The sequence below is a fragment of the Pseudidiomarina atlantica genome (genome assembly GCF_000753735.1).
In the GTDB taxonomy this organism is placed as follows: Bacteria; Pseudomonadota; Gammaproteobacteria; order Enterobacterales; family Alteromonadaceae; genus Pseudidiomarina; species Pseudidiomarina atlantica.
On the sequence record NZ_JPIN01000002.1, the window covers coordinates 237,280 to 263,046 of the forward strand.

24 protein-coding genes are annotated in these 25,767 nt (G+C 51.7%); 17 read left to right on the top strand and 7 right to left on the bottom strand.

What is annotated here, in order from left to right; translation table 11 throughout:
- The first annotated feature begins 1 nt into the window (after position 1).
- Entirely contained in the window at positions 2-394 is a 393-nt protein-coding gene (locus tag IDAT_RS03910) for a Rid family detoxifying hydrolase (RefSeq protein ID WP_034730695.1), read from the top strand.
- Here IDAT_RS03910 and IDAT_RS03915 read toward each other — a convergent pair.
- The gene (locus tag IDAT_RS03915) at positions 391-1,770 is read right to left on the bottom strand and encodes a Na+/H+ antiporter NhaC family protein (RefSeq protein WP_081909745.1); all 1,380 of its coding nucleotides are present in this window, start codon (positions 1,768-1,770) and stop codon (positions 391-393) included. The genes IDAT_RS03910 and IDAT_RS03915 overlap by 4 nt on opposite strands.
- 108 nt (positions 1,771-1,878) lie before the next feature.
- On the opposite strand from IDAT_RS03915, the gene IDAT_RS03920 reads away from it, so the two are divergent.
- Positions 1,879-3,402 carry a bifunctional GNAT family N-acetyltransferase/carbon-nitrogen hydrolase family protein gene (locus IDAT_RS03920; protein WP_034730869.1) on the top strand — a complete coding sequence of 508 codons (1,524 nt, stop codon included), beginning with the start codon at positions 1,879-1,881 and terminating at the stop codon, positions 3,400-3,402.
- Positions 3,403-3,535: 133 nt separating this feature from the next.
- Complete coding sequence (locus tag IDAT_RS03925) at positions 3,536-5,182, top strand: fatty acid--CoA ligase (RefSeq protein ID WP_034730702.1); 1,647 nt, start codon at positions 3,536-3,538, stop codon at positions 5,180-5,182.
- An 8-nt stretch (positions 5,183-5,190) separates the two neighbouring features.
- Here the strand turns inward: IDAT_RS03925 and IDAT_RS03930 are convergent, their stop codons facing one another.
- Genes IDAT_RS03930 through IDAT_RS03945 form a run of 4 tightly spaced genes read right to left on the bottom strand, consistent with a single transcriptional unit; the run spans position 5,191 to position 9,951 of the window.
- The gene (locus tag IDAT_RS03930; RefSeq protein WP_034730705.1) at positions 5,191-6,108 is read right to left on the bottom strand and encodes a histone deacetylase family protein; all 918 of its coding nucleotides are present in this window, start codon (positions 6,106-6,108) and stop codon (positions 5,191-5,193) included.
- 4 nt (positions 6,109-6,112) lie between these two features.
- Positions 6,113-7,942 carry a GNAT family N-acetyltransferase gene (locus IDAT_RS03935; protein WP_034730708.1) on the bottom strand — a complete coding sequence of 610 codons (1,830 nt, stop codon included), beginning with the start codon at positions 7,940-7,942 and terminating at the stop codon, positions 6,113-6,115.
- A gap of 5 nt (positions 7,943-7,947) precedes the next feature.
- Positions 7,948-9,240: an amidohydrolase gene (locus IDAT_RS03940; protein ID WP_034730711.1), complete on the bottom strand. Its 1,293-nt coding sequence runs from the start codon at positions 9,238-9,240 to the stop codon at positions 7,948-7,950.
- A 57-nt stretch (positions 9,241-9,297) separates the two neighbouring features.
- Entirely contained in the window at positions 9,298-9,951 is a 654-nt protein-coding gene (locus IDAT_RS03945) for a TIGR01621 family pseudouridine synthase (protein ID WP_034730714.1), read from the bottom strand.
- Between the two features lie 140 nt (positions 9,952-10,091).
- On the opposite strand from IDAT_RS03945, the gene trmH reads away from it, so the two are divergent.
- From trmH to hemB, 12 genes are read left to right on the top strand one after another with little or no spacing between them, the layout of a single operon-like run.
- Positions 10,092-10,772 carry a tRNA (guanosine(18)-2'-O)-methyltransferase TrmH gene (gene trmH, locus IDAT_RS03950; RefSeq protein WP_034730717.1) on the top strand — a complete coding sequence of 227 codons (681 nt, stop codon included), beginning with the start codon at positions 10,092-10,094 and terminating at the stop codon, positions 10,770-10,772.
- Positions 10,773-10,774: 2 nt separating this feature from the next.
- Positions 10,775-12,856, top strand: a complete 2,082-nt coding sequence (gene recG, locus IDAT_RS03955) for an ATP-dependent DNA helicase RecG (protein WP_034730720.1) — start codon at positions 10,775-10,777, stop codon at positions 12,854-12,856.
- Positions 12,857-12,898: 42 nt separating this feature from the next.
- The gene (gene ubiE, locus IDAT_RS03960; RefSeq protein ID WP_034730723.1) at positions 12,899-13,654 is read left to right on the top strand and encodes a bifunctional demethylmenaquinone methyltransferase/2-methoxy-6-polyprenyl-1,4-benzoquinol methylase UbiE; all 756 of its coding nucleotides are present in this window, start codon (positions 12,899-12,901) and stop codon (positions 13,652-13,654) included.
- Positions 13,654-14,256 carry a ubiquinone biosynthesis accessory factor UbiJ gene (locus IDAT_RS03965; protein WP_244441600.1) on the top strand — a complete coding sequence of 201 codons (603 nt, stop codon included), beginning with the start codon at positions 13,654-13,656 and terminating at the stop codon, positions 14,254-14,256. Before ubiE ends, IDAT_RS03965 begins: the two co-directional genes overlap by 1 nt.
- 2 nt (positions 14,257-14,258) lie before the next feature.
- A complete protein-coding gene (gene ubiB / locus IDAT_RS03970) occupies positions 14,259-15,905 on the top strand; it encodes a ubiquinone biosynthesis regulatory protein kinase UbiB (protein ID WP_034730728.1) in 1,647 nt (548 codons plus the stop codon).
- 7 nt (positions 15,906-15,912) lie between these two features.
- Positions 15,913-16,119, top strand: coding sequence for a Sec-independent protein translocase subunit TatA (gene tatA / locus IDAT_RS03975; RefSeq protein WP_034730732.1), 207 nt, complete (start codon positions 15,913-15,915; stop codon positions 16,117-16,119).
- Positions 16,120-16,124: 5 nt separating this feature from the next.
- Positions 16,125-16,487 (top strand): Sec-independent protein translocase protein TatB, encoded by a 363-nt coding sequence (tatB, locus tag IDAT_RS03980; RefSeq protein WP_034730735.1) that lies wholly within the window; start codon positions 16,125-16,127, stop codon positions 16,485-16,487.
- The gene (tatC, locus tag IDAT_RS03985; protein ID WP_341871918.1) at positions 16,481-17,221 is read left to right on the top strand and encodes a twin-arginine translocase subunit TatC; all 741 of its coding nucleotides are present in this window, start codon (positions 16,481-16,483) and stop codon (positions 17,219-17,221) included. Before tatB ends, tatC begins: the two co-directional genes overlap by 7 nt.
- A 25-nt stretch (positions 17,222-17,246) precedes the next feature.
- Complete coding sequence (locus IDAT_RS03990; protein ID WP_051986565.1) at positions 17,247-17,744, top strand: hypothetical protein; 498 nt, start codon at positions 17,247-17,249, stop codon at positions 17,742-17,744.
- Positions 17,737-18,531 carry a TatD family hydrolase gene (locus IDAT_RS03995; protein ID WP_034730741.1) on the top strand — a complete coding sequence of 265 codons (795 nt, stop codon included), beginning with the start codon at positions 17,737-17,739 and terminating at the stop codon, positions 18,529-18,531. The genes IDAT_RS03990 and IDAT_RS03995 overlap by 8 nt, the downstream gene beginning before the upstream one ends.
- Positions 18,528-20,318: a sensor domain-containing diguanylate cyclase gene (locus IDAT_RS04000; protein WP_051986566.1), complete on the top strand. Its 1,791-nt coding sequence runs from the start codon at positions 18,528-18,530 to the stop codon at positions 20,316-20,318. The genes IDAT_RS03995 and IDAT_RS04000 overlap by 4 nt, the downstream gene beginning before the upstream one ends.
- Positions 20,319-21,323: a porphobilinogen synthase gene (gene hemB / locus IDAT_RS04005; protein ID WP_034730743.1), complete on the top strand. Its 1,005-nt coding sequence runs from the start codon at positions 20,319-20,321 to the stop codon at positions 21,321-21,323. It begins immediately after the preceding gene.
- Here the strand turns inward: hemB and IDAT_RS04010 are convergent.
- Both IDAT_RS04010 and rhlB read right to left on the bottom strand, forming a co-directional pair.
- Positions 21,320-22,243 carry a Ppx/GppA phosphatase family protein gene (locus IDAT_RS04010; RefSeq protein ID WP_034730745.1) on the bottom strand — a complete coding sequence of 308 codons (924 nt, stop codon included), beginning with the start codon at positions 22,241-22,243 and terminating at the stop codon, positions 21,320-21,322. The two genes, hemB and IDAT_RS04010, sit on opposite strands and share 4 nt — an antisense overlap.
- Positions 22,243-23,535, bottom strand: a complete 1,293-nt coding sequence (gene rhlB, locus IDAT_RS04015) for an ATP-dependent RNA helicase RhlB (RefSeq protein ID WP_034730747.1) — start codon at positions 23,533-23,535, stop codon at positions 22,243-22,245. Before rhlB ends, IDAT_RS04010 begins: the two co-directional genes overlap by 1 nt.
- A gap of 88 nt (positions 23,536-23,623) precedes the next feature.
- Between rhlB and trxA the strand changes: the two genes are divergently transcribed.
- Complete coding sequence (gene trxA, locus IDAT_RS04020; RefSeq protein WP_034730749.1) at positions 23,624-23,950, top strand: thioredoxin TrxA; 327 nt, start codon at positions 23,624-23,626, stop codon at positions 23,948-23,950.
- Between the two features lie 222 nt (positions 23,951-24,172).
- Positions 24,173-25,438 (top strand): transcription termination factor Rho, encoded by a 1,266-nt coding sequence (rho, locus tag IDAT_RS04025; protein WP_034730752.1) that lies wholly within the window; start codon positions 24,173-24,175, stop codon positions 25,436-25,438.
- Positions 25,439-25,767 lie beyond the last annotated feature (329 nt).

Consider the following 25,767-nt stretch of genomic DNA (forward strand, 5'->3'; position numbering starts at 1 on the left):
CATGTCAAAAGTGATCATTAACACAGAGAATGCGCCAGCTGCAATCGGCACTTATTCGCAAGCGGTGAAAATTGGTACTACGGTGTATTTGTCGGGGCAAATTCCGCTGGTCCCTGCGACCATGGAGTTCATCAGCGAAGATTTTCGCGCGCAAGCAGTGCAAGTCTTTAAAAACTTGGCGGCGGTGTGTGAAGCGGCAGGCGGCGAATTACAAGATATGGTCAAAGTGCAGATTTATCTTGTCGATTTAGGCCAATTCGCCATCGTCAATGAAGTCATGGCTGAGTTCTTCGAGACGCCTTATCCTGCGCGCGCCGCAATTGGCGTGAAAGCGTTGCCAAAGGGCGCGCAAATTGAAATCGATGGAATTATGGAGCTAAAGAGCACGAACTAAGTCGTGCTCGGCTCGAGCTTTTCACGCCCTTCCAGCGGTTTGCGCCAGATAATCATGGCAATTGCAACAGCCGCTAAAATAAAGCAATAACCGGTATGAACACTGACCTCGATAGGTGCAAGCCCAAAGCTTGCGCCCATCAAGAGTGCCTGCGCGCCATAGGGCAATACGCCTTGCACCACACAAGCGAAGATATCGAGTAAACTCGCACTTTGTCGTGGTGCCAAATTACCTTCTTCGGCAAGCCGTTTGCTGACTTCACCGGACAACAAGATAGTGACCGTGTTGTTCGCTACAGCAAGGTTGGTTAAACCGGTCAAGCCGGCGACACCAAAAGCAGCACGCTGTTGCTGATGTTTGAACAACTTTTTGGTAGCGTTACTAACAGTATTCGATAAAAATTTCAGGCCGCCCTGTTGACGAATCAACGCCGAGAGTCCACCGATCAATAAGCTCAAAAAGAAAATTTCTTGCATGCTGACAAAACCAGCATAGATGTCTTTGCTGAACGCGACCCATTCATAACCCACGGTGACCATGCCAAATGCTGCGGCAAGGATGATTCCTAGGGTGAGCACGGCAAACACATTGAGGCCCATCACCGCCAGCACGATGATAAAGAAGTAGGGCAAACTCAACCACAAGTTCGCTTCAGGGATCTTGGGTGGCACGGCGCCCGTATCATAAGTGACGAGCCAAATAAGAGTGATAATTGCTGCTGGAATTGAGATCTTTAAGTTCGCTTTGAACTTATCGCTCATATTACAGCCTTGGGTGCGGGTGGCGGCGATGGTGGTGTCAGAGATGATCGACAAGTTATCACCGAACATGGCGCCGCTGACCAAGACCCCAGCGAGCAACGCCAGATCAATTTCGGCTGCTTGCCCTAAACCAAGCGCCACGGGTGCCAAGGCTGCTAAGGTCCCCATCGATGTACCCATGGCAGTCGACACGACGGCAGCAATGATGAACAGCCCCGGTAACAAGAAGCTGGCGGGAATGACGTTAAGGCCAAGGGCGACCATGGCGTCGACACCACCGGTGGCTGCCGCAACGGTAGAGAAGGCACCAGCGAGCAGGTAGATCATACACATGGTGACAATATTGCGTTCACCAACGCCAGCTACGAAGGTGTTGATGCGCTCTTCAAACTTTTGCTTGCTTAGCAGCACGCCCAGAATGATTGCAGGCAAAATCGCTACTGGGCTGGCGAGTTGGTAAAACGCCATGTCGACGCCGGTCTGTTGAAAGTAGATGCCGGCACCAAGAAAGAGTGCGAGAAAAAGAGCCAGAGGAAGTAGCGCACGAGCGCTGGCCGATTCAGTCATAATACAGCTTACCTTGTTCTTGTAATTTTTAGACGTCCAGAAGTTTATATGTCTTGCTCTTCTGGTGCAAGCGTTGAAAGCCTATTGGTTGTTGCCAATTACTACGACTTCGTCATACTAAGTCTTATGTTGTACTAAGGAATCAAAAGGATGTCTATGAGCCCCGATGAACTGCACTTACAATTACGTAATTTGCGCAAAGAAGATTACCCCGCCCTGAAAGAATTGATGGATAAGGTCTATCCCGATATTGGCGGTGCTTGGGGTGAGCATACCATCCTGAAGCTGGCTAAAGAATTTCCCGAGGGACAAATCCTACTCGAGGACAACGGCAAGCTGGTCGGTGTGGCGCTAACTGTGCGTGTGAAGTACGCACGTTTCAGTAACCCGCACACTTACGATGATCTAATGGACGCCCGCGAAAATATTCTCAACGACCGCAAAGGTGATGCGCTCTATGGTTTGGATGTGCTGATTCATCCTGACTATCGTGGCTTCCGCTTGGGGCGTCGCTTGTATGACGCGCGCAAAGAGCTGTGTCGGCAAATGAACTTGAAAGCTATTTTGGCTGGCGGACGCATCGTTAACTTCCATAAATACGCCGACGAAATGACGCCAGGACAGTATATTGAAGCGGTGCATCGCCGCGAGATTTACGATCCGATCCTGACTTTTCAGCTGGCCAATGATTTCACCGTAAAACGTCTACTGGGTCGCTATTTACCGGAAGACAAGCGTTCGGCGGGCTTTGCCACTTTACTCGAGTGGAATAACTTCTTGTACGAGCCAGCCGACAATATTCTCGGCAGCCGTATCCGCAATGTGCGCGTAGGCGCGGTGCAATGGCAGATGCGCGAAATTGACTCGGTCGAAGAAATGCTTAAACAGGTCGAGTACTTCGTGGATGCCATGTCGAGTTACCAAAGTGACTTTGCAGTGTTCCCTGAATTCTTTAACGCGCCGTTAATGGGTTTGACCGATCAAAGCCAACAAAAAGACGCGATTCGTTTCTTGGCCGGCTTCACCGACCGCTTTAAACGTGAGTTTTCGCAACTCGCGGTTAGCTATAACGTTAATATCATCACCGGCTCGATGCCGCTTAATGAAGACGATGTGATTTACAACGTTTCCTACTTATGCCGTCGCGATGGCACTGTCGAAGAACAGCGCAAGGTGCATGTAACGCCGCACGAGAAACGCGACTGGGTCATCGAGGGTGGCAATAACGTCCAAGTATTTGACACCGATGCGGGCAAAATCGGCATTCTGATTTGCTATGACGTCGAATTCCCAGAACTAGGTCGTCTAATGGCAGCTGAAGGTCTTGAGATCCTGTTCGTGCCGTTCTGGACCGACACCCGCAACGCATATTTGCGCGTGCGTCACTGCGCGCAGGCGCGTGCCGTCGAAAACGAATGCTATGTGGTGACGTGCGGCAGTATCGGTAACTTGCCACAAGTTGAAAGCTTAGACGTACAGTACGCGCAGTCAGCGGTGTTCTCACCGTCAGACTTTGCGTTCCCATACGATGCAATTCTGGCTGAGACAACACCGAATACGGAGCAGCTGATATTCTCTGATCTAAACTTAGATGAGTTAAGGTATTTACATCACGAGGGCTCGGTCACGAATTTGAAAGACCGACGCACTGATATTTACGAAGTCACCCGCAAGTGGTGACAACAACGTTACTCGTTATTCGTTGTTCGTTAGGGTGAGGAAAAAGCCGATTGGGTAGTTCATTAACGAATAACGATTAACGAATAACGATTAACGAATAACGATAATTTCTACAGAACAAAAGGAACGAGCTATGGCGGTAAAACTAATTCCACCGGCGGATGACGCCTATAACTACCCGCTCTTAATCAAGCAACTGCTGCTGTCGAGCGAACGCTATGCAGGCGATAACGAAATCGTTGCCGGCAACACTGGTAAACGTTACAGCTACAGTGAATTTATTGAACGCATTCATCGTTTAGCCAATGTACTAACCGAAGCGGGCGTCAAAGAGGGGGATACCGTTGCCGTGTTGGATTGGGATACACCACGTTACCTTGAATGTTTCTTTGCGATTCCGATGATAGGCGCGGTGCTCCACACGGTGAATGTGCGCCTTGCGCCGGATCAGGTGGTGTACACCATGAATCATGCGGCCGATGATTTGGTGTTGGTCCATGATGACTTTTTGCCCCTCATCGCGCAAGTCAAAGACCAACTGACCACAGTCAAAGGCTACATTCATTTGAGTGATGACGCCGAACCTAAGGCCGCACCGTTTGAAGTGGTAGGTGAGTATGAGCAACTGTTGGCAGGTGCGCTGACCGAGTTCGACTTCCCCGATTTTGATGAGAACGCGATTGCGACCACCTTCTACACTACCGGCACCACCGGCAACCCGAAAGGTGTGTTCTTCTCGCACCGCCAGCTGGTCTTGCATACACTGGCGCTGGCGGCGACCACCAGTATGAACGACAACATGCAGTTGTTGCAGGCGTCGAGCGTGTACATGCCGATTACGCCGATGTTCCACGTGCATGCCTGGGGGGTGCCTTACGTTGCCACCATGATGGGCTTGAAGCAGGTCTATCCAGGACGCTACGAGCCGGCCTCGCTACTCAAGTTATTTGTCACGGAAAAGGTTACCTTCTCGCATTGTGTGCCGACCATTTTGCAAATGGTGCTCAGCAGCGAAAAAGCCAAAGCTATCGACTTTAGCGGCTGGCAAGTGTTGATTGGCGGCAGTGCCCTCACCGAAGGCCTTGCCCGTGCGGCACTCGAGCGCGGTATTCAGGTTTATACCGGTTATGGTATGTCAGAGACCTGCCCACTGTTGAGTACCACGTGGTTGCCGCTGGATGCGGCGGATATGAGCCTTGAGCAGCAAGTGCGCGAACGCGTTCGTACGGGTAAGCCGGTGCCCTTGGTAAACATGCGGATTATCGACAGCAACGGCCGTTTCTTGCCACATAATGGTGAAGACATGGGTGAAGTGGTGGTACGCACACCTTGGCTCACGCAAGGCTATTTAAACGAACCCGCCAAGAGTGAAGAACTCTGGGCTAATGGTTGGATGCACACCGGTGATGTCGGCAGTATCGATGCTGGCTATACTTTGCAGATCCGCGACCGCATTAAAGATGTGATTAAAACGGGTGGCGAATGGGTGTCATCATTGGACATCGAAAACTTGATCAGTCAGCACCCCGATATCGAGCTGGCCGCAGTGGTCGGTTTACCTGATGCTGAGTGGGGCGAACGTCCACACGCAGTGGTGACGGTACGCAGTGGTGCGCAGGTCAGTTATGACGATCTCGTTGCTTTTATGACGCCACTCGTTGATGAAGGTCACATCGAAAAATGGGCGATTCCAGACACCATGAAAGTGGTCGATGAGATCCCGCGCACGAGCGTTGGCAAAATTGACAAGAAACTTATCCGTAGTCAGCTTGCCGAGTAACTTGCGCGTTAAATCAAACCTTTGATAAATGCGACCACACTTCTGCCCAAGGAGCTGTGGTCGTAGCCTCCTTCAAGCATGGCCACCACGCGGCCGTCACAATGACGTTCAGCGAGTGTTTTCATCTGCTTGGCAAACCAGTGATAGTCTTCTTCACGCAAATTGAAGTTACCCATGTCGTCCTCGGCGTGACCATCGAAGCCTGCCGAAACGAAGATCAGTTGCGGCTCGAAGTGATCAAGTGCTGGCAGCCAGCGGTTTTCGACTTCAGCGCGCCACTCAGTACCACCGGTACCTGCCGGCATTGGGCTATTGATAATGTGTGGGCTGATGGTGTCGGCGCCAGTGTCGGGGTAGAACGGATGTTGAAACGAGGAGCACAGTAAGACGCGTTCGTCGTTGGTAAAGATGTCTTCGGTGCCATTGCCATGATGTACATCGAAATCGACAATGGCGACGCGCTCGAGTTGGTGCGCATGCAATGCGTGGGTGGCAGCAACAGCGATATTGTTGAAAATACAAAAGCCCATAGCTTTGTCGTAACAGGCGTGGTGGCCGGGCGGTCGCACCGCACAAAACGCGCGCGGATTCGCCCCTTGCATGACTTCATCAACGGCACTGATACCGCAACCAACCGCATATAAAGCAGCATTGAGTGAACCAGGTGTCATTAAGGTGTCGGGGTCGAGCCAAATGTGGTCTTCTTGCGGCGCGCGAGCAAAAATGTCATTTACATAATCGGCATCGTGCGCGTGGTAAAGCTGTTCTTTGGTTGCCTGTTGACCATCGCGTTGGGTAATGGCCAGCTCCAGCCCCGAGCGAATGATTTGGTCATTAATTGCACTCAAGCGTGCCGGTTCCTCCGGGTGAATTTCAGTCACTTGGTGCTGCATACAGCTAGGATGGCTAAAAACAGTGATCGACATAATACTACTCGCCGGTTAAGGATAACTTCAGGTGAACTTCACCCATCTCTTCGCTTGGTAGACGCTTAAAGCCAGCACGCTCAAATACTGCGAGCATTTTGTGGTTTTCGGCACGGACGTAGGCCACCATATGGTTTAATTTGCGTAGCTTGGCGATACGAATCATTTCGCCCAATAGCAAACTCGCCATACCTTTGCCTTGATACTTTTCGCGGGTGACAAAAGCGACTTCGCAGCTATTGTCGCTGGCCACATAGTAGTAACGCCCGACGGCTTGGATTTCTGCGGCCGAGCCTTTTTGTCGAACAATACAGAGCGCGAGGTCGGTCGACTGATCAACGCTGACTAAGGTGCAGGATTTTTCCCGACTCATTTGCGTGGGCACAGTGTTGTAACGCATTTGCAGCGTTTCTTTGGTGTGCGAGTAAAAGAACTCCTGCAAGCGTCGTTCGTCGCTTGGGTTCAGCGGGCGCAAGTCAAATTCTTGACCATCGATGACCAGTTCGCGAAAACCAACATCGCCAAGTTCCGGTACTTCCACCGATTTAATGGTTTGATAGTTAGGTACGTAATAGTACTCACGCACCTCTTCGAGGAGTTGCTGGCGGAACTTTGGATGCGCCACGCGAATCAGTTCAAGCGCCCGTTCACGGATACTTTTGCCGCGCAGCGAGGCGACACCGAATTCGGTAACCACGTAGTACACATGTGCACGCGACGTGGCCACGCCAACGCCCTCGGTCAAGTGTGGCACAATGCGTGAAATGGTGCCGTCTTTAGCCGTTGAGGGGAGCGCGATGACCGGCTTACCGCCTTTGCTCATTGATGCACCACGGCTGAAATCAACGTGCCCGCCGATACCGCTGTAAAATTGATGACCAATCGAGTCCGATACCACTTGTCCGGTAAGGTCGACCTCGATGGCACTGTTAATCGAAATCATGTTGTCGTTGCGCGCAATATTAGCCGGTGAATTGACGTACTCACTCGGGTAAAAGCCAATATGCGGGTTGTTATCGACAAAGTCATACAGCGCTTGGCTACCGATACAGAAGCTGGTGACTGCTTTGTGCTGGTGATAGGTCTTCTTGCGGTTGTTGATCACGCCTTTTTGCATGAGCTCCATGATACCGTCGGTGATCATTTCACTATGCACGCCGAGGTCGCGGTGATTGCCAAGGTAACGCAACACGGCGTCGCAAATATTGCCAAAGCCGATTTGAATGGTCGCGCCATCGTCGATCAACAATGACACGTACTGACCAATCCGCTCAGTTACTGCATCAAGTTCGGGTGCAGCGATTTCTGGCAGCTCTTCTTCGGCTTCAAAAAACGCATCAATCTGCCCTTTATGGACAAAGGCTTGGCCAAAAGTGACCGGCATGCGCGGGTTAACCTGAGCGATCACTTTTTTCGCCGAGCGCAGTGCCGACGACACGATATCTACCGACACTCCCAACGAGTGATAGCCGTACTTATCGGCCGGACTGACCATAATCAGCGCCGCATCGAGCGGTAAAATCTCGTCCTGAAATAACGAGGGAATATCTGACATAAAGCAGGGCGTGTAGTCCGCACGACCTTCAGCCACCGCTTGCCGCACTTGTGGTCCACCAATGAACAAGCTGTTCACTTTGAATTGCTGACTGTATTTCGGCTCGGCCCATTGATTATCACCGAGCGCGTACACCTGCACGATTTCTATATCGTGCAGGTGTTGGCTGTGTGCCATCAGGTCGTGAATCAACTTATGTGGCACTGCTGCGTGGGAGCCAATAAAAATACGACTCCCTGATTTAATGAGCTGTGACCAAGGGACCTGTTGCGCAGTCACCTGGGTTACTCCTGTGCTGCGTAATCAAACACCCAGTTCACGTACATTTCGGTACCGGTTTTCAGTGCTGCTTCATCCGCATAAAAGAACGGTGAGTGATTGCTCGGTGCTGTTGCTGGATCTTGGCCCTCTGGTGTGATGCCAAGGAAGACAAACAGGCCTGGGACTTCTAGGGCGTAAAATGAGAAGTCTTCGGCGCCAGTAACCAGTGCGTTCACTTTCACTTTATCTTTGCCGGCCACGCGCTCCATAGTGGGGAGCATTTTCTCGGTCAGGCTAGGATCATTCACAGTCACCGGATAACCTTCGTCGATATGCACATGGGCTTCGGCACCTGAGCTCAACGCGGTGTGCTCAGCTGTGGTTTTCAGCTTTTCAAAAATCTGTGCGCGGTTTTCCATACTGAAATTACGGATAGTGCCTTCAAGGTACACATCGTCTGGAATGATGTTATTCCGCACACCGCCTTCGACAATACCGAAGCTCACCACTGCTGGCGCTTTGGTGATATCAATTTGACGACTGACGATATTCTGGGTGTTTTGGATGATTTGTGCGGCCGTCACAATCGGGTCAACCCCGCCCCAAGGACGTGAACCATGGGTTTGGCGGCCTTTCACATTGATTTCGAAGCGATCTGAAGAGGCCATCAATGGACCTGAACGATAACCGATATGTCCAGTAGTGCCGGCTGACCAGACGTGAATACCAAATACCGCGTCAGGCTTAAGTTCAGCAAACAAGCCTTCTTCCAGCATCAATTCTGCACCGCCTTCTTCACCTTTAGGCGCACCTTCTTCAGCGGGCTGGAAGATAAACATTACAGTTCCTTCGATGTCTTCTTGCATGGCCGCTAATTGCTGTGCCGCGCCCATTAGCATCGCGACATGTAAATCATGGCCACAAGCGTGCATGACGCCAACTTCTTCACCACGGTATTCGGCAGTCGCAGTTGATTTAAAGAGTAAGTCTGTTTGCTCCGTTACCGGTAGGGCGTCCATGTCAGCGCGTAGCGCGATGACTGGCCCCGGCTTACCCCCTTTTAAAATGCCAACAACACCGGTGTGGGCCACTTCTGTTTGTACCTCAAGGCCAAGCTCACGCAAGTGTTCAGCGACGACTTTTGAGGTTCGAAATTCGCGGTTACTCAATTCAGGATTTTGGTGTAAATCACGACGCCATTCGATGACTTGTTGTTCGAGCTCAGCAGAAATCCGAATCGGGTCTTGCGCGAAGGCAGAGCCGCTAGCGAACAGGGTGGTAGCGCAGGCAAGGGCGAGAGCAGTAGGTTTTAACATGACAGAAGACCTTATAGTTATGCGAAACATAGGTCTTTGAGTATGCAACGAGTGCGGTTAGTTTGCCACTCCGTCTTTGGTCGTAATTTGCGCGGCGACGGCCGGAAACAATCCATAGTCAGGCAGCGGGGCGGTGATCACGATCGCTTCAGCGTCATAGTTGAACGCTAACTGCCAGGCATGCAAGTGTAAATGTGCGTTGGCTTCACCGCCATATCGCGTGTCGCCGACAATCGGCACACCCAAGCTTTTTAGCGCGACGCGTAATTGATGGGTGCGCCCGGTCTGTGGTTGCAGTCGATACAGCCGGTAGCCGGGCTGCAGTGCGGTGCTGGTAAAATAGGTGCGGGCCGGATTCTCCTTGCTATGCAATAAGCGCCAATTGCCGCGCCGAACCTTATCCATATCACCGATGATCCAGCCTTGTTTTTTCTTGGGTTTACCTGCCGCCACAGCTAAGTATGTTTTGTGCATGGCGTGATCGGCAAACAGCTGGCTCAGCTTTGCCGCTGCGATTTGTGAGCGGGCGACTAACAACACTCCTGAAGTAGGCGTATCGAGTCGATGCACGGGCCACAGTTGTTCGTCGAGTTGCGCAGCGAGTTGGTGTACGACGCTGAGTTGTTCATCGTTGGCATGCATGGGGGCGCCCGCCGGTTTGTTTAGGGCGTAAAAATCACGATGTTGAAAGACTAGGGTTAACGCCCGCATGAAGTTATACTCCCTAAAAAACCGTTATTCGTTAGCCGTTACTCGTTAGGGTGAGGAAAACGCCGATTGGGTCGTTCATTAACGAATAACGAATAACGAATAACGAATAACGAACCACGAAACACGCTCTTGGATTGAACATGTCACCTGAACGATTGCAGCGAATCAATACACTGCTTGACCAGCGCCAACCCGATCTTACGCTGTGTCTCGAGAGTGTCCACAAAAATCACAACCTGTCAGCGCTAGTGCGCACTGCCGACGCCGTTGGCTTACACGAAGTCCATGCCATTTGGTTCGACCGCAAAGGCAAAGTCAAAGGCGGAACTGCAATGGGCTCGCAGCGCTGGGTGAAGGTGCACCATCATGACTCGACCGCGGCTGCCATCGAGCAATTGCACGCCGAAGGTAAGCAAGTGCTGGTGACCCACTTGTCAGCGGAAGCGGTCGACTTTCGTGAGATTGATTACACCCTACCGACGGCGATTTTGTTTGGCGCCGAAAAGCAAGGGACTTCAGCACAAGCGCTGGCATTAGCCGATCGCCATGTAGTGATTCCAATGGTGGGTATGGCGGAATCGTTGAATGTTTCAGTGGCGGCGGCGGTGATTTTGTATGAAGCGCAACGTCAGCGCCAAGCAGCGGGTATGTACCAACGTCCGACCTTGTCGCATGCGGAGCGACAACGGGTGCTGTTTGAAGGCGGCTATCCGATTTTCGCCAAACTTTGTAAGCGCAAAAACATCGCCTACCCCGCGTTGGATGAGCAAGGTCAGATTGTGGCGGATGACAGCTGGTGGCACGCCATGAGGTCAGCGTAGCGATGGCGTCGGCAGGGTTGCATCGGATCCCGCTTTCCGTGTTAAAAGGGGTGGGACCTAAGTTGCAAGAGCGCTTGGCGAAGCTGGGGCTTGCCAATGTGCAAGACGTGCTGTTACACCTGCCGTTGCGTTACGAAGACCGTTCACGTATTTATCCGATCGCGGCATTACTGCCTGGAACTAGTGCGACCGTTGTGGCCCATGTGGTCAAGGCTGAAGTAGTCTACGGTAAGCGCCGCATGCTGAAGGTTCGCGTGCAAGATGCCAGCGGTATTTTGAACTTGGTGTTTTTTCAATTCAGCGCGGCACAGCTGAAGCAATTTGCGGCCGGTACTCAATTGCAGTTGTTTGGTGAAACACGCCGCGGGCTGCAAGGCCCAGATATGATTCACCCTGAGTACAAAATTATTCAAGGCGATGCGCCGCAGTTGGCTGAAACCTCGCTGACCCCGGTGTATCCAACCACCGAAGGGGTGCAGCAGGCGAGTTTACGCAAGATCAGTGAGCAAGCACTTACCTACCTCAATGACGCTGCGTTACCTGAGTTGATGCCACCTGCGTTGCGCCCGGGTGGAATGGACTTGGCAGCCGCTATTCGCACGCTGCATCGACCGCCGCTCGATGTCAGTCTCAGCGAGCTACAAGAAGGTACTCACCCAGCACAGCAACGGCTGGCGCTGGAAGAGCTGGTCGCCCATCAGCTGAGTTTACTGAAGTTGCGTAGCATTAAGCAGCAACATGCGGCGCGCGCGCTGCAACCGCACAGCGCCCTCGAACAGAAGTTTCTTAACCAATTACCGTTTCAGCCGACGGCTGCGCAGCAACGGGTCGTAGCTGAAATTCAAACCGATTTAGCAGAGCCAGTGCCGATGATGCGCTTGGTGCAAGGCGACGTCGGCTCAGGCAAAACCCTAGTCGCGGCGCTCAGTGCGCTCACCGCGATAGGTCAAGGCTATCAGGTCGCGCTGATGGCGCCGACCGAGATTCTTGCAGAACAACACGCGCTCACCTTCCAGCAGTGGTTCGCACCGCTTGGCATTGAGGTCGGTTGGCTGGCGGGTAAACTGGCGAGCAAACAGCGGAAAGAAACCTTGGCAGCGCTCGCCAGCGGGCAAATTCAGATGATTGTCGGTACCCATGCGTTGTTTCAAGCGGAAGTCACCTTCAGCAACTTGGTGCTGGTGATCATCGACGAACAACACCGCTTTGGCGTGCATCAGCGCCTTGAGCTGCGTGAGAAAGGCGTGCAGCAAGGGTTTCAGCCGCATCAGCTGATCATGACTGCAACGCCAATCCCGCGCACCTTGGCAATGACTGCCTACGCTGATTTGGCGACCTCGATTATTGATGAGCTGCCACCGGGACGCACCCCAGTCACCACGGTGGCGGTGCCCGACACACGCCGCGAACAAGTGGTGGAAAGAGTGCATGACGTGTGCACCAAAGAGCACCGACAAGCGTATTGGGTATGTACCTTGATTGAAGAGTCGGAAGCATTGCAGTGCCAAGCAGCGGAAGATACCGCCAATCAGTTGGCAGCCGCGCTGCCGGATTTACGTATCGGTTTGGTGCACGGACGCTTAAAAGGCCAAGAAAAAGAAGCGGTGATGCAGGCCTTTAAGGCCCACGAGCTGGATTTATTGGTGGCAACCACGGTGATTGAAGTGGGCGTCGACGTTCCCAATGCCAGTTTGATGATTATTGAAAATCCCGAACGGCTGGGCTTAGCGCAACTTCATCAGTTGCGTGGGCGGGTCGGGCGTGGTGCGGTTGCGAGCCATTGTGTGCTGCTCTATCACGCACCTTTGTCGAAAACCGCGACCCAGCGCTTGGGCGTGTTGCGTGACAGTAATGACGGTTTTGTCATTGCCCAACGTGACCTGGAGCTGCGCGGACCGGGCGAATTATTGGGACAACGGCAAACCGGGATTACCGAAATGCGTGTCGCCGATGTAATGAAACACAGTTATTTACTGGAACAAGCACAGCACTTAGCGCAGACCCTCTGGCAGCAGTATCCGGAAAGCGCGGAAGCATTGATCCAGCGCTGGTTACCACGCCGCGACCACTACGCCCAAGCCTAAAATCGTAGTACACTAGGCGCTCACTTGAGAAAAGGCAGCAAGATGAAAGATTCGAAATCTGAAACCATTGATTTTGGCTACAAACAGGTCGGTAAAGAAGAAAAGCAAGGCTTGGTTGCCAATGTATTTAATTCAGTGGCGAAGAAATACGACGTCATGAACGACGTGATGTCGTTTGGTATTCACCGCTTATGGAAGCGTTACACCATTGATTGCAGTGGTGTGCGCGCGGGCATGAAAGTGCTTGATATCGCCGGTGGTACGGGTGATTTGACGGAACAATTTTCGCGTCGAGTCGGACCTAAAGGTGAAGTGGTATTAGCTGACATTAATCAGGCCATGCTTGATGTGGGGCGCGATAAACTGCGTAACCGCGGCATTGTTGCGAACGTCGACTATGTGCAGGCCAATGCCGAAGAACTGCCCTTTGCCGATGATACGTTTGACATCATCACCATCGCCTTTGGTTTGCGCAATGTGACCGATAAGCAAAAAGCACTCGAGTCGATGTTTCGCGTGCTGAAACCGGGCGGGCGTCTATTAGTTTTAGAATTTTCCAAGCCAGTGCAACCGATGCTGTCGCAAGCTTATGACTTCTACTCGTTCAATGTCTTGCCAAAAATGGGACAATTGATTGCTGGCGATGCCGACAGTTATCAGTACTTGGCCGAATCGATTCGGATGCACCCTGATCAAGAGACCTTGAAAGGCATGATGGAGCAAGCGGGCTACGAAAACGTGACCTTTGATAACCTCACCGGCGGCATTGTGGCCTTGCATCGCGGGTTTAAATTCTGATGTTATGGACCGTGCTACCCACCCAACTGCTTGAGCTAGGGCTCAACCAAGTATTAGCGCTTGATGCGCAGACACCGCAACGGCGCGATAAGCTCGCTGGCAAGCGGCTGCGGGTGACCTTGAAAGAGCTCGGTGCGCCATTGACGGTCACTGTAACTGAGACCACGGTGTTGTTGAGTTGGTTGGACCGCGGTGACGTCGATTGCCATATCGTCAGCGAGCTGGCGGTGTTGCCTGAGCTGCGCGATAGCGCCAATATCACTCGCTTAATTAAAGCCGATAAGCTCGATATCGAGGGCGATCCGCTGCTGGCACAGCAATTGAGCAAATTGGTGACCGATCTCGATATCGACTGGCCAGAACAGTTATCCCAGCGGATTGGCGACGTACCCGCGCAACTGGTCACTAACGCTTTTCGGCGCAGCCAAAAACAGTTCCAACAATGGCGCAACGATCAGCGGCAATGGGTGCGCGACACCCTGATCGAAGAGCAGCGTGTATTACCGGCACGTGCCGAATTTCAGCAGTTCCAACACGAAGTGCAACAATTGCGTGCGAAACTCGACCAATTGGAACGCCACATGAACCGTCATCGAGAGTGATTATGCGAGCGAAGCGTCTGTACCAAATCACCCGCACCTTTATGCATTATGGGCTCAATGACTTGATCCCACCGCGCTATATGCCATGGTCGATTCGCGTGGCGCGCATTGGCTTGTTTTGGCTGCCGAATAAACATAAAGACAAGTCTCCCGGCGCTCGCCTGCGCCTAGCACTCGAGTCATTAGGTCCGGTGTGGGTCAAATTTGGACAAATGCTGTCAACCCGTCGCGACTTGCTGCCGCCAGATATCGCGCTAGAACTCGCCAAGTTGCAAGACCGCGTAAAGCCGTTTGATGGCGCGAAAGCACAACAGCTGATCGAGAAAGCACTCGAATTAAAGTCGATTGACGAACTGTTTGATGATTTTGCCGTGGTGCCGCTGGCCTCAGCATCGATTGCACAAGTACACACCGCACGGTTAAAAAAGGGCGAGGGTGCGGGCGAGGATGTGGTGATCAAAGTGATTCGCCCTGATATTCGCGGTGCCATTGATGCGGACTTGCGCCTAATGGAAACCCTCGCCGCGGTGCTCGCCAAGCATTTGCCTGACGGCCGCCGTTTAAAACCCAAAGAAGTGGTGCGCGAGTACCGTAAAACCTTGCTGGATGAACTGGACCTGGCGCGTGAGGCGGCTAACGCGATTCAACTCAAACGCAACTTCGAAGACTCGCCGCTATTGTATATCCCCACGGTGTTCAGCGATTACAGCCGCACCAACGTGATGGTGATGGAGCGCATTGACGGCATTCCGGTCAACGATGTCGATACCTTGGTGGCGCTGGGTGTGGACATGAAAAAGCTTGCCGAACGCGGAGTTGAAGTATTTTTCACGCAAGTGTTCCGCGATAGTTTCTTTCATGCGGACATGCACCCGGGCAATATTTTCGTGTCGCGCGAAAACCCAGACGATCCGCAATATTTAGGCATTGATTTTGGTATTGTTGGCACGCTCAATCGCGAAGATAAGCGTTATCTTGCCGAGAATTTCTTGGCCTTCTTCAATCGTGACTATCGCAAAGTGGCGGAACTGCACATTGATTCCGGCTGGGTGCCTGCGCATGTCAACGTTGAAGAGTTTGAATCTGCGATTCGCACCGTGTGCGAGCCAATATTTAATAAACCTCTGGCCGATATCTCCTTCGGTCATGTGTTGGTCAACTTGTTCAACACTGCGCGGCGTTTCGAAATGGAAGTGCAGCCGCAGTTGGTGCTATTACAAAAAACGTTGCTGTACGTTGAGGGGCTTGGCCGGACACTTTATCCGCAGCTAGATTTATGGAAAACTGCGAAGCCATTTTTAGAGCGCTGGATGCAAGAACAGCTAGGCTGGCGCGCAGTGTTGCGTTCAGTCAAGGAACATGCGCCTTATTGGGCCGAAAAAATGCCGGAAATGCCGACCTTACTGTACGATTACTTGCGCAATCAGCGGCATATGGTGGAGCAGCAGCAAGCTGCTACAGCAGCGCTGATCCACAGCCAACGCAAGCATTCGTGGCGCATTTGGTGGGGACTCGCCAGCGCTGCGACCGTCGTCACTACAGCCTTGTTCTGGGTTTCGGGACAACCGGTTTGGCTAACAGCAAGCAGTGCAGTCGTAGCGATTGCGAGTATAATGATGAGTTGGCGTCAACCTGCCAACCAAGCGTGAGGAAATTATGGGTATCAGTATTTGGCAATTATTAATTTTATTGGTCATTGTGGTGTTGTTATTTGGCACCAAGCGACTGCGTTCAATGGGCAGTGACTTAGGTTCGGCGGTGAAAGGCTTTAAAAAGTCAGTGAGCGACGAAGACACCAACGAAACGACTAACAGCGAGCAAAAGAAAGTACCGGGTAAGTCTGAGCAAGACAAGGACGCCTAACTCCTATGTTTGATATCGGCTTCTGGGAGCTTGCTTTCGTCGCGATTATTGGCCTGCTGGTGTTGGGGCCAGAGCGGCTGCCTAGCGCGCTGCGTGGCTTACAGCGTGGCATCCAGAAGATCAAAAGCTTTGGTAGTTCGGTGCAAGCCGAGCTTAACCATGAGCTGCGCATCAAAGAGCTGCATGAGCATTTGCGCAAAGCCGAACAACTCGATGTCGATAAGCTTTCGCCCGAGCTGCAACGTTCCATGGCGGAGTTGCGTAACGCTGCTGCGGCGGTGCAACGTCCTTACGCAAAGTCCGAGCCATCCAAAGCGAACGAGGGCGACGCGAAGCCGCCAAGCGACCCGCCAGAATCTTCATCATGAGTCAGTCACCGTTACTCGATCATTTGCTGGAACTGCGTCGCCGTTTACTGATTGGCGTGATTGTGGTGCTGGCGCTCTTCTCGGTGCTAGCGTTTTTCGCCGATGACCTTTATAGCTGGCTTGCAGCGCCCATGCTTGCGAGTTTGCCGCAGGGCAGTACGCTAATAGCTACCGACGTCGCGACGCCGTTCTTCACGCCCTTTAAACTGGCGTTGGTGGTGAGTATCGCGCTAGCTGTACCAGTCTTACTTTGGCAACTGTGGGCCTTTATTGCGCCCGGTTTGTATCAGCGCGAAAAACGTCTTGTAGTACCTTTAATGGTGTCGAGTTCATTGCTGTTTTACGCCGGCATCGCCTTTGCCTATTTTGTTGTGTTACCTTTAGCATTGAACTTTTTAGCAAATGCAGCGCCTGAAGGAGTGACAGTTGCCACGGACATCGCCAGCTATCTGGATTTCGTTTTGGCGATTTTTATGGCGTTCGGTATCGCATTCGAAACGCCAGTTGCGATTATTTTGCTGTGCTGGACCGGCGTCACCTCGGTCACATCCTTGCGTGCTAAGCGTCCTTATGTCATTGTCGGTGCGTTTGCCGTAGGCATGGTGCTGACACCGCCGGACGTGATATCGCAGACATTATTAGCGATACCGATGTGGCTGCTATTTGAACTTGGTCTATTGATTGCTAGTCTATATCAACATAAACCACCCTCGGCCGCCCCCGAGAGTGACTAAAAAATTGAAGTAGGAATCACTTAAGATGATGAAATTGTTAGGTTTGGGGAGTGTTGTCGGTTGTATTTCATTGGCAGCTTTGTGGGCTCCAAACGCGCTTGCGCAAGACTCGACAGCAGAACAGTTGGCGAAGTGCGCCACCATTGAAAATCCACTTCAGCGCTTGGTTTGTTACGACAAAGTCGCAGCCGGTGAAGCTCCCGCTGAAGGCAGTGCGGGACCAGCAAATTCGCGTGCACAAGCGGCATCACCTGAGGAAGAATTCGGCCGTGAGCATCGTGAAGATCCCACCGATAACCGCCCAGATAAAATCTATGTCGAGTTAGCGGACGCGCAACGTAACTATTACGGCAAATGGGAAATCACCCTGAAAAATGGCCAGAAGTGGGAACAGGTCGACAGTCGCACCACGCCACTACCTTTAGATGGCGATTACTACATTGAGCGCGGCGTGTTTAATAGTTTCTTCTTAGGCCGCGTGGGCGAAAATCGACGTATTCGTGTACGTCGTGTAGATGAGTAACCTATTGCAGTGGTTTGATGCGGGCGTCAACCTCACCAACGCCCGCTTTCATTCTGATCCCCTTTATTATCTTGACCGCGCTGCCGAGCAGGGCGTCACTAAACTTTTAGTCATCACCTGTAATCTGAACGATACCGAACAAGCACTGGTACTTGCCGAGCGTTACCCACAATTGAAAGTGACGGCTGGTGTCCACCCACATGATGCCAGTGCCGCACCACTTGACCTGCAGCAACGCATCATGGCGTATGCTGAGCACCCAGCAGTGGTTGCCATCGGCGAGTGTGGGCTCGATTTTAATCGCAACTATTCCCCTCCCGACGTGCAACTACGCGTATTCGAGCAACAATTAGAGGTCGCGGCTGAACTGCAACTGCCGGTGTACCTACATGAACGCGATGCATTTACTCAACAACAAATGTTGTTACAAAAATTTGACGAAAAAATACCAAGAAAATTAGCACATTGCTTTACCGGTGGTTGCCAAGAGCTGAAAGAGTATCTAAAGTTAGGCTGTTATATCGGAGTGACAGGTTGGATATGCGACGAGCGGCGTGGGGGCGCTTTACGTGAGGCTGTATCCACCATTCCGAGTGAGCGTTTGCTGCTAGAAACCGATGCTCCGTTTCTGCTGCCGCGAACCCTCAAACCCCGCCCCAAATTTAACGAACCTTGTTGGCTACCGGAAGTGGCCCGTGTCGTTGCCGAATTACGCGGTGTCAGCATGCAAACACTAGCGGAACAAACTTGGCGAAACAGCCACGAATTTTTTGGAATATCAGAATGACAACTATGTTGATGCGTTGGGTAGTAACCTTAGCTCTGTGCTTTGCCTTCATGGTGCCAGCGGTACAGGCACAAGAGTCGATGCCGCCAATCTATTATCACGTCGATGGTACGGGCAATCAGACCGTTAACAACCTAGTTAATAAGCCACGCAATGAGTGGCGCGTATTAAGTGGCAGTAATGCCTCGTTTGGTTACACCGACGATGTCTATTGGTTTCAGTTTGAGCTGCCGGAAGTAAACTTCGACCGCGTGATTCATTTGCCGTATCCGCTCCTCGATCGCATCGATACCTATTTTGTGCAAAGCGGTGAAGTGATTGAGCAAGTGCGCAGCGGCGACCAGTTTGAGTTCTCTGAGCGCCCTGTTAATAACCGTAATTTCATGATTCCAGTCGCCACCCAAGAGGCGGTGACGGTATTTATGCGAGTCGAAACCACGAGTTCCATGCGGGTGCCGATTTCAGTTTGGCAACCGAGTGAGCTTGCCGGCAACGAGCAAGCCATCAATATGGTCACCGGCATGTATTTCGGCTTGTTGCTGTGCATGATGGCGTATAACTTCTTTACCTATCTGACGACTCGCGATTATCGCTTTGCGATCTACAGTGGCTACATCATTGCGATTGGTTTGTTGATGGCATCGCTCGATGGTACTGGCTATCAATACTTGTGGTCGTGGTTCCCGTGGCTACAAGAAAAAGCGATCAATTTATTCGGCGCCTTGGTTTTTGTGTTGGCGAGTTTGGTGGCGAGTAAAATTTTACAAACCGAAATACGGAGTCCACTGCTGCACCGTGGCTTGCAGGCCATTATGGTGATAGCTGGTTTACTCTTTGTAGCGTCCATCTTTTTACCTTATGCGACGATGATCTCGATTGTGCTGATCGTCGCAATTCTAGCGAGCTCCTTCCTGATTTTTACCGGCATCATGCTGTGGCGTCAGGGGCTCAATTATGCACGTGTCTATACCATTGCCCTGAGCGCCTTGTTGCTTGCGATTATTGTCAACGCCATTGGTTATTTGGGCTTTCTCGAATCGTTCTTTGTGCAGCGCTATTTGATCATGATCGGTTCTGCCATTGAGGTCATGTTACTGAGCTTGGTACTGGCAATTCGCTACAGCGAAGACCGTCGTGAGCGATTGGCTGCTGAACAGCGCGCCAATGCCCGCTTAGAAGTCAAAGTGAAGCAGCGTACCGGCGAACTCGAAAAGGTAATGCGCAAGCTCAAAGAAATGAACCAGAAATTAGAAGTGAAGAGCAACGAAGATCGCCTCACTAAGCTCTATAATCGCGGCATGCTCGACGAGGACTTGCCATTAGAAGTGCGCCGTGCGCGTCGCACGGGCTACGATATTGCCGTGGTTATGATCGATATCGATCACTTCAAAGAAATTAATGACCGCTATGGCCATCCAGTCGGTGATGAGATTCTGGTCGAGTTGTCGCGGGTGCTGCGTGTGAACTTCCGCCGCGCAGGTGATCGTATTTATCGCTATGGTGGTGAAGAGTTTGTGGTGCTGATGCCTGGTGCGCAAGAGCTTGGCTGTCACGATAAAGTGCTAACCGTTACCGATGCAATTCGTACGCACGAATTCAAAACTGAACGCGGAGAGGTTAAACTTACGGTCAGTGTTGGCATGGCGCTGTTGAATACGCTGCCCGGCCACACCTCGAGCAAGCAGCTATTAGAAGCTGCTGATAACGCCCTATATCAAGCGAAAAACGCGGGTCGCGATCAGATTCGTATCGCCCGCACGCTGAACGAAGCGAGTGAAAAGCCGTAGATGTATAACGTCAGTCAGTTTCCTTTCCGTCGCATGCGTCGCCTGCGGCGGCACGACTTCAGCCGCCGCATGGTGGCTGAAAATCACTTAACTCCTGCAGATTTCATCTATCCAGTGTTCGTACTGCCTGGTGAGCAGCAGCGTGAAGCAGTTGCTTCGATGCCTGGGGTCGAACGCTTATCGATTGATTTGCTAGTCGAAGAATGCCGTGAAGTCGCTGCTTTGGGGATTCCTGCCGTGGCGTTGTTCCCCGTTACTCCAGCCGCGGATAAGTCGCTGACGGCTGACGCCGCTTGGGATTCTGAAGGCTTGGCGCAACGCGCGGTGCGCGCCATTAAAGCTGCCGTGCCTGAACTGGGCGTCATTACCGACGTCGCACTCGACCCCTTTACCACCCATGGCCAAGACGGCATTTTGGATGACGAAGGTTACGTACAAAATGACATCACTACCGAAGCACTGGTCAAGCAAGCCCTGTCGCACGCAGCGGCGGGAGCGGATGTGGTGGCACCGTCCGATATGATGGACGGTCGTATTGCTGAAATTAGGGCGGCGCTCGAAGAGCATGGTTACGTGAATGTGCAGATCATGGCTTATTCGGCGAAGTACGCCTCAGCGTTCTATGGTCCGTTCCGTGATGCGGTCGGCTCAGCTAGCAACCTCAAAGGTGGCAATAAAAAGACCTATCAAATGGACCCAGCCAATAGCGATGAAGCCCTGCATGAAGTAGCGCTGGATCTCGATGAGGGTGCGGACATGGTAATGGTGAAGCCGGGTATGCCCTATTTAGATATCGTCCGACGGGTAAAAGACACCTTCAAGGTGCCCACCTTCGCCTATCAAGTCAGTGGCGAATACGCCATGTTGCAAGCGGCAATTGCCAATGGCTGGCTGAGTGAAGAGGTGATTTTCGAAAGCTTACTGAGCTTCAAGCGGGCTGGAGCCGATGGTATTTTGACCTATTTCGCCAAGTTCGCGGCGCAACGTTTGCAGCAGCAAAGCTAGCTTAAGCTGCGTTTGCGCTCATCTAACATCGCATGAACCAAACCCTCGCGCAGAGCGCCCTGTGCGAGGTCAATCTCGGCAATCGCTAAGCTGTCTAACAACGCCAGCAAAATCGCCAAGCCGCCACAAAAGACTGCAATTCTGTCGTCACGAATACCAATAGTTGCGAGCTTATCGCGCGAGCCCACCGCAATCGCTGCCGCTTGGCATTGCCGAATCATCGCCGCGTCGATCGCACCTTGGTGGTGTTGTTCTCGGGCATAATCCTGCAACGCACGAAAGGTCCCAGAAGCACCACAGACCTGTTGCCAACCATGGGCCTTGTAAGTTGCTGCCAGCGGCTCGATAAAGGCTCTAGCGGCCGCTGTAGCTGCTGCAAATCGCTTTGTAGTGATACTACCGTCGGCAAAGTAACGGTTTTGCCAAACCACGCAGCCCATGTTGAGGCTTTTCAAGACGTGGGGCTCGGTACCTACGCCGGCGATGACTTCGGTACTGGCGCCGCCAATATCGAGCACTAGCATTGGTGCTGCGGTTTTCAGCTCGGCAGTGGCGCCTTGGTAGATCAGATTGGCTTCAGTGCTACCCGAGATAACATCGATAGGATACCCTAGCGCTTGTTCGAAGCGCTTCAGCAATTGTTTGCGATTGCTGGCAAGGCGGAGTGTCGCCGTGGCAACGCAGCGAACTTGAATGGGCTGGTATTGTTTAAGTAGCTCGGCAAAGCTCGTTAAACAAGCAACGCCGCGTTCGAGCGCGGCGTCATCAACAGAGTGGTCGGCATTCAAGCCATCGGCAAGACGGACTTTTTGCCGTTGTCGGGTCAGAATCCGATAACCGCGCGTCGTCGCCCGAGCAATCAACAGGTGGAAACTGTTGGAGCCCAAATCAATAGCGGCGATGCGCGTACTTGTAGCCATTAACTCGAACGCTTCGAACCTGACGCGCGTTGTTGACCGCCACCACGTCGCTGATTGCCACTACTTCCGCCACGGCGTCCGCCTCGGGTGCGACGGCGACCACTTGGACGCGGTGCACGAATATCGGTCAGTAGGGCATCCGGGTCGTATTTAGTCACCGGGATACTGTGACCGATATACTCTTCAATGGCGGGCAAGTTGTAGACGTATTCTTCACACGCCATATTAATCGCCTTACCACTGGCACCAGCACGTCCGGTACGGCCAATGCGGTGGACATAATCTTCGAAGTCGTCCGGCAAGTCGTAGTTATATACGTGGCTGACTTCAGGGATATGCAGACCACGCGCAGCGACGTCGGTCGCCACCAAGAAGTCGAGACTACCTTCGGTAAACTCCTCGAGGATCTTCAAGCGCTTACGCTGTGCGACATCACCGGTAAGTAAACCGACACGATGGCCATCTGCGGCGAGCCATTCGTAAAGCTTTTCACAAACATGCTTGGTGTTAGCAAAGATAATGGCTTTTTCTGGCCAATCTTCTTCAATCAGTGTCAGCAATAACTTCATTTTGTCTTGCTTCGACGGATAGAAGAGTTCTTCGGTAATACGAGTTCCGGTTTTCTGCGTCGGCTCAACTTCAACTTTAGTCGGCGAATTCATGTGATCATAAGCCAACTCTTGCACGCGTTGCGACAAGGTTGCCGAGAACAACATGCTTTGGCGTTCTTTAGCCGACGGCATTTTGTTGAACATGTAACGAATATCTTTGATAAAGCCCAAGTCAAACATGCGATCGGCTTCGTCGAGCACGACGACATCAATTTTGTCGAGTTGATAAATGCCTTGCTTGTAGTAATCAATCAAACGGCCGGTGGTGCCGATAAGAATATCGACGCCATCTTCAAGCTTTTGCCGTTGACTTTCATACCCTTCGCCCCCATAGATAATACCGAGACGCATATCACACTCAGAGGCAAGTAATTCTGCATCGTTGGCGATCTGGATAGCAAGTTCTCGCGTAGGAGCCATGATGATAGCGCGCGGATAGCGCGAGTCACCGCTCCGCGGTTTGTTGAGCAAGGTCGTAAACACGGCAATTAAGAAGGCCATGGTCTTCCCGGTGCCGGTTTGCGCTTGGCCTGCAACATCTTGGCCTTGCAGGGCAATCGGTAAACTTAAAGCTTGGATTGGCGTGCAATATTCAAAGCCCGCCTTGTTTAAAGCAGTTAATACCTGCGGATGCAGGTCGAGATCGGCGAAGCGTGTCTCTGTAAGGTGTGTTTTACTCATAGCGTAAGCATACCAGTTTGCGCTAACATTCAAAAACAGAAATAATAGTGTTTTATTATTTCACGCGAATTCAGCAGCGGAGATTACCATGAGTGATAAAATTGTTCAGCTAAGTGATGATACTTTTGAGTCAGATGTACTCAATTCTGATAAACCAGTACTGGTCGATTTCTGGGCCGAGTGGTGCGGACCCTGCAAAATGATCGCGCCAATCCTCGACGATATCGCCAACGAGTACGGTGACCGCATCACGATTGGTAAACTGAACGTCGACCACAACAGCGAAACCCCGAAAAAATATGCAATTCGTGGCATTCCAACGCTGTTGTTGTTCAAAAACGGTGAAATCGCAGGCACTAAAGTAGGTGCGTTGTCGAAAGCACAACTGGCCGAATTCATCGACCAAAACATCTAAAGTTTGTCGCCCAATGACTTGCCGGAAGGTGATTTTCGGCAAGTTTTTGGTCTTTTCGGGCAAATTTGCCGCAAAAAACTAGACGTTTTTCGATTTAGGTGTTACTTTTTCACCATATTTCTTCAAGTTGCCAAGCCTTTCGGCAACCCGATAGCAATCCCTAAAGCTATTAATGAACACATAAACCTTTGTTTCTTTGGACACTAAAGTCATACCCCTCATATGAATCTAACAGAATTAAAAAACAAACCAGTTAACGAGCTGGTACAGCTCGCAGAGACCATGGGCCTTGAAGCCATGGCCCGAACCCGCAAACAAGACATTATTTTTGCGATTCTTAAAGCACACGCTAAGAGTGGCGAAGATATCTATGGCGATGGTGTCCTAGAGATATTGCAAGATGGTTTCGGCTTCTTACGCTCAGCGGATTCATCATTTTTGGCCGGTCCGGACGATATTTACGTATCACCTAGCCAAATTCGACGCTTCAACTTGCGCACCGGTGATACGGTCGCTGGCAAAATTCGACCGCCGAAAGAAGGCGAACGCTATTTTGCCCTCCTCAAGATCCGTGAAGTCAACTTTGACAAACCCGAAAACTCTCGCAATAAAATCCTCTTTGAAAACCTTACGCCACTGCATGCCGAAGAGCGTTTGCGCATGGAGCGTGGGAATGGTTCGACTGAAGACATCACCGCGCGTGTGCTCGACTTAGCGGCGCCAATTGGTAAAGGTCAACGCGGACTTATCGTGGCACCGCCAAAAGCGGGTAAAACCTTATTGCTACAGAATATCGCGCAGTCGATTGCCGCGAATCATCCCGATTGCGTGCTGATGGTCCTGCTGATCGACGAGCGCCCAGAAGAAGTTACCGAAATGACGCGCTTGGTCAAAGGTGAAGTTGTCGCCTCGACCTTTGATGAGCCAGCCAGCCGCCACGTGCAAGTTGCTGAAATGGTCATCGAAAAAGCGAAGCGTTTAGTTGAACATAAAAAAGACGTGGTGATTTTGCTCGACTCTATCACGCGTCTCGCGCGCGCATACAACACCGTCATTCCAAGCTCTGGTAAGGTATTGACCGGTGGTGTTGACGCCAACGCGTTGCACAAGCCGAAGCGTTTCTTTGGTGCTGCGCGTAATGTTGAAGAAGGCGGCAGCTTAACCATTATCGCTACCGCGCTGATTGACACCGGTTCGAAAATGGATGAAGTCATTTACGAAGAGTTTAAGGGTACCGGTAACATGGAACTCCATCTCAATCGTAAAATTGCTGAAAAACGTGTATTCCCAGCGATTGACTTCAACCGCTCAGGTACTCGCCGTGAAGAGCTCATGGTTTCACAGGAAGAGCTTCAGAAGATGTGGATTCTGCGCAAAATCGTGCATCCAATGGACGAAACCGAAGCTATGGAATTCCTCATTGATAAGCTATCGATGACCAAAACCAACGATGAGTTCTTTGATGCGATGAAGCGTCAAAAATCTTAGCGACTCGTTGTAGTCAAACTCACTTGAAAATGCCGCATTGCCCGTAACCGGAATGCGGCATTTTTTATTACGCAAGATACCGCACTAAGAATTTATGAGCTTGGTCGCTTTACGCAGCTCAATCATCAAGGCTTCAATAACAGCAGCTACAGCTATAATGCAGCTAGTCAATTAAGTAGCAAAAGTGTTAGCAACAGCGATTACCAAATCCAAGTACCGACGTTGGCGACCGAGTTTTACAAAGTCAACGTGATGAACCAGTACACCGAGGTCGCCAGCGACAGCGCATTCGATATTCTTTATCGACTACTTGTATGATGGCAACGAAC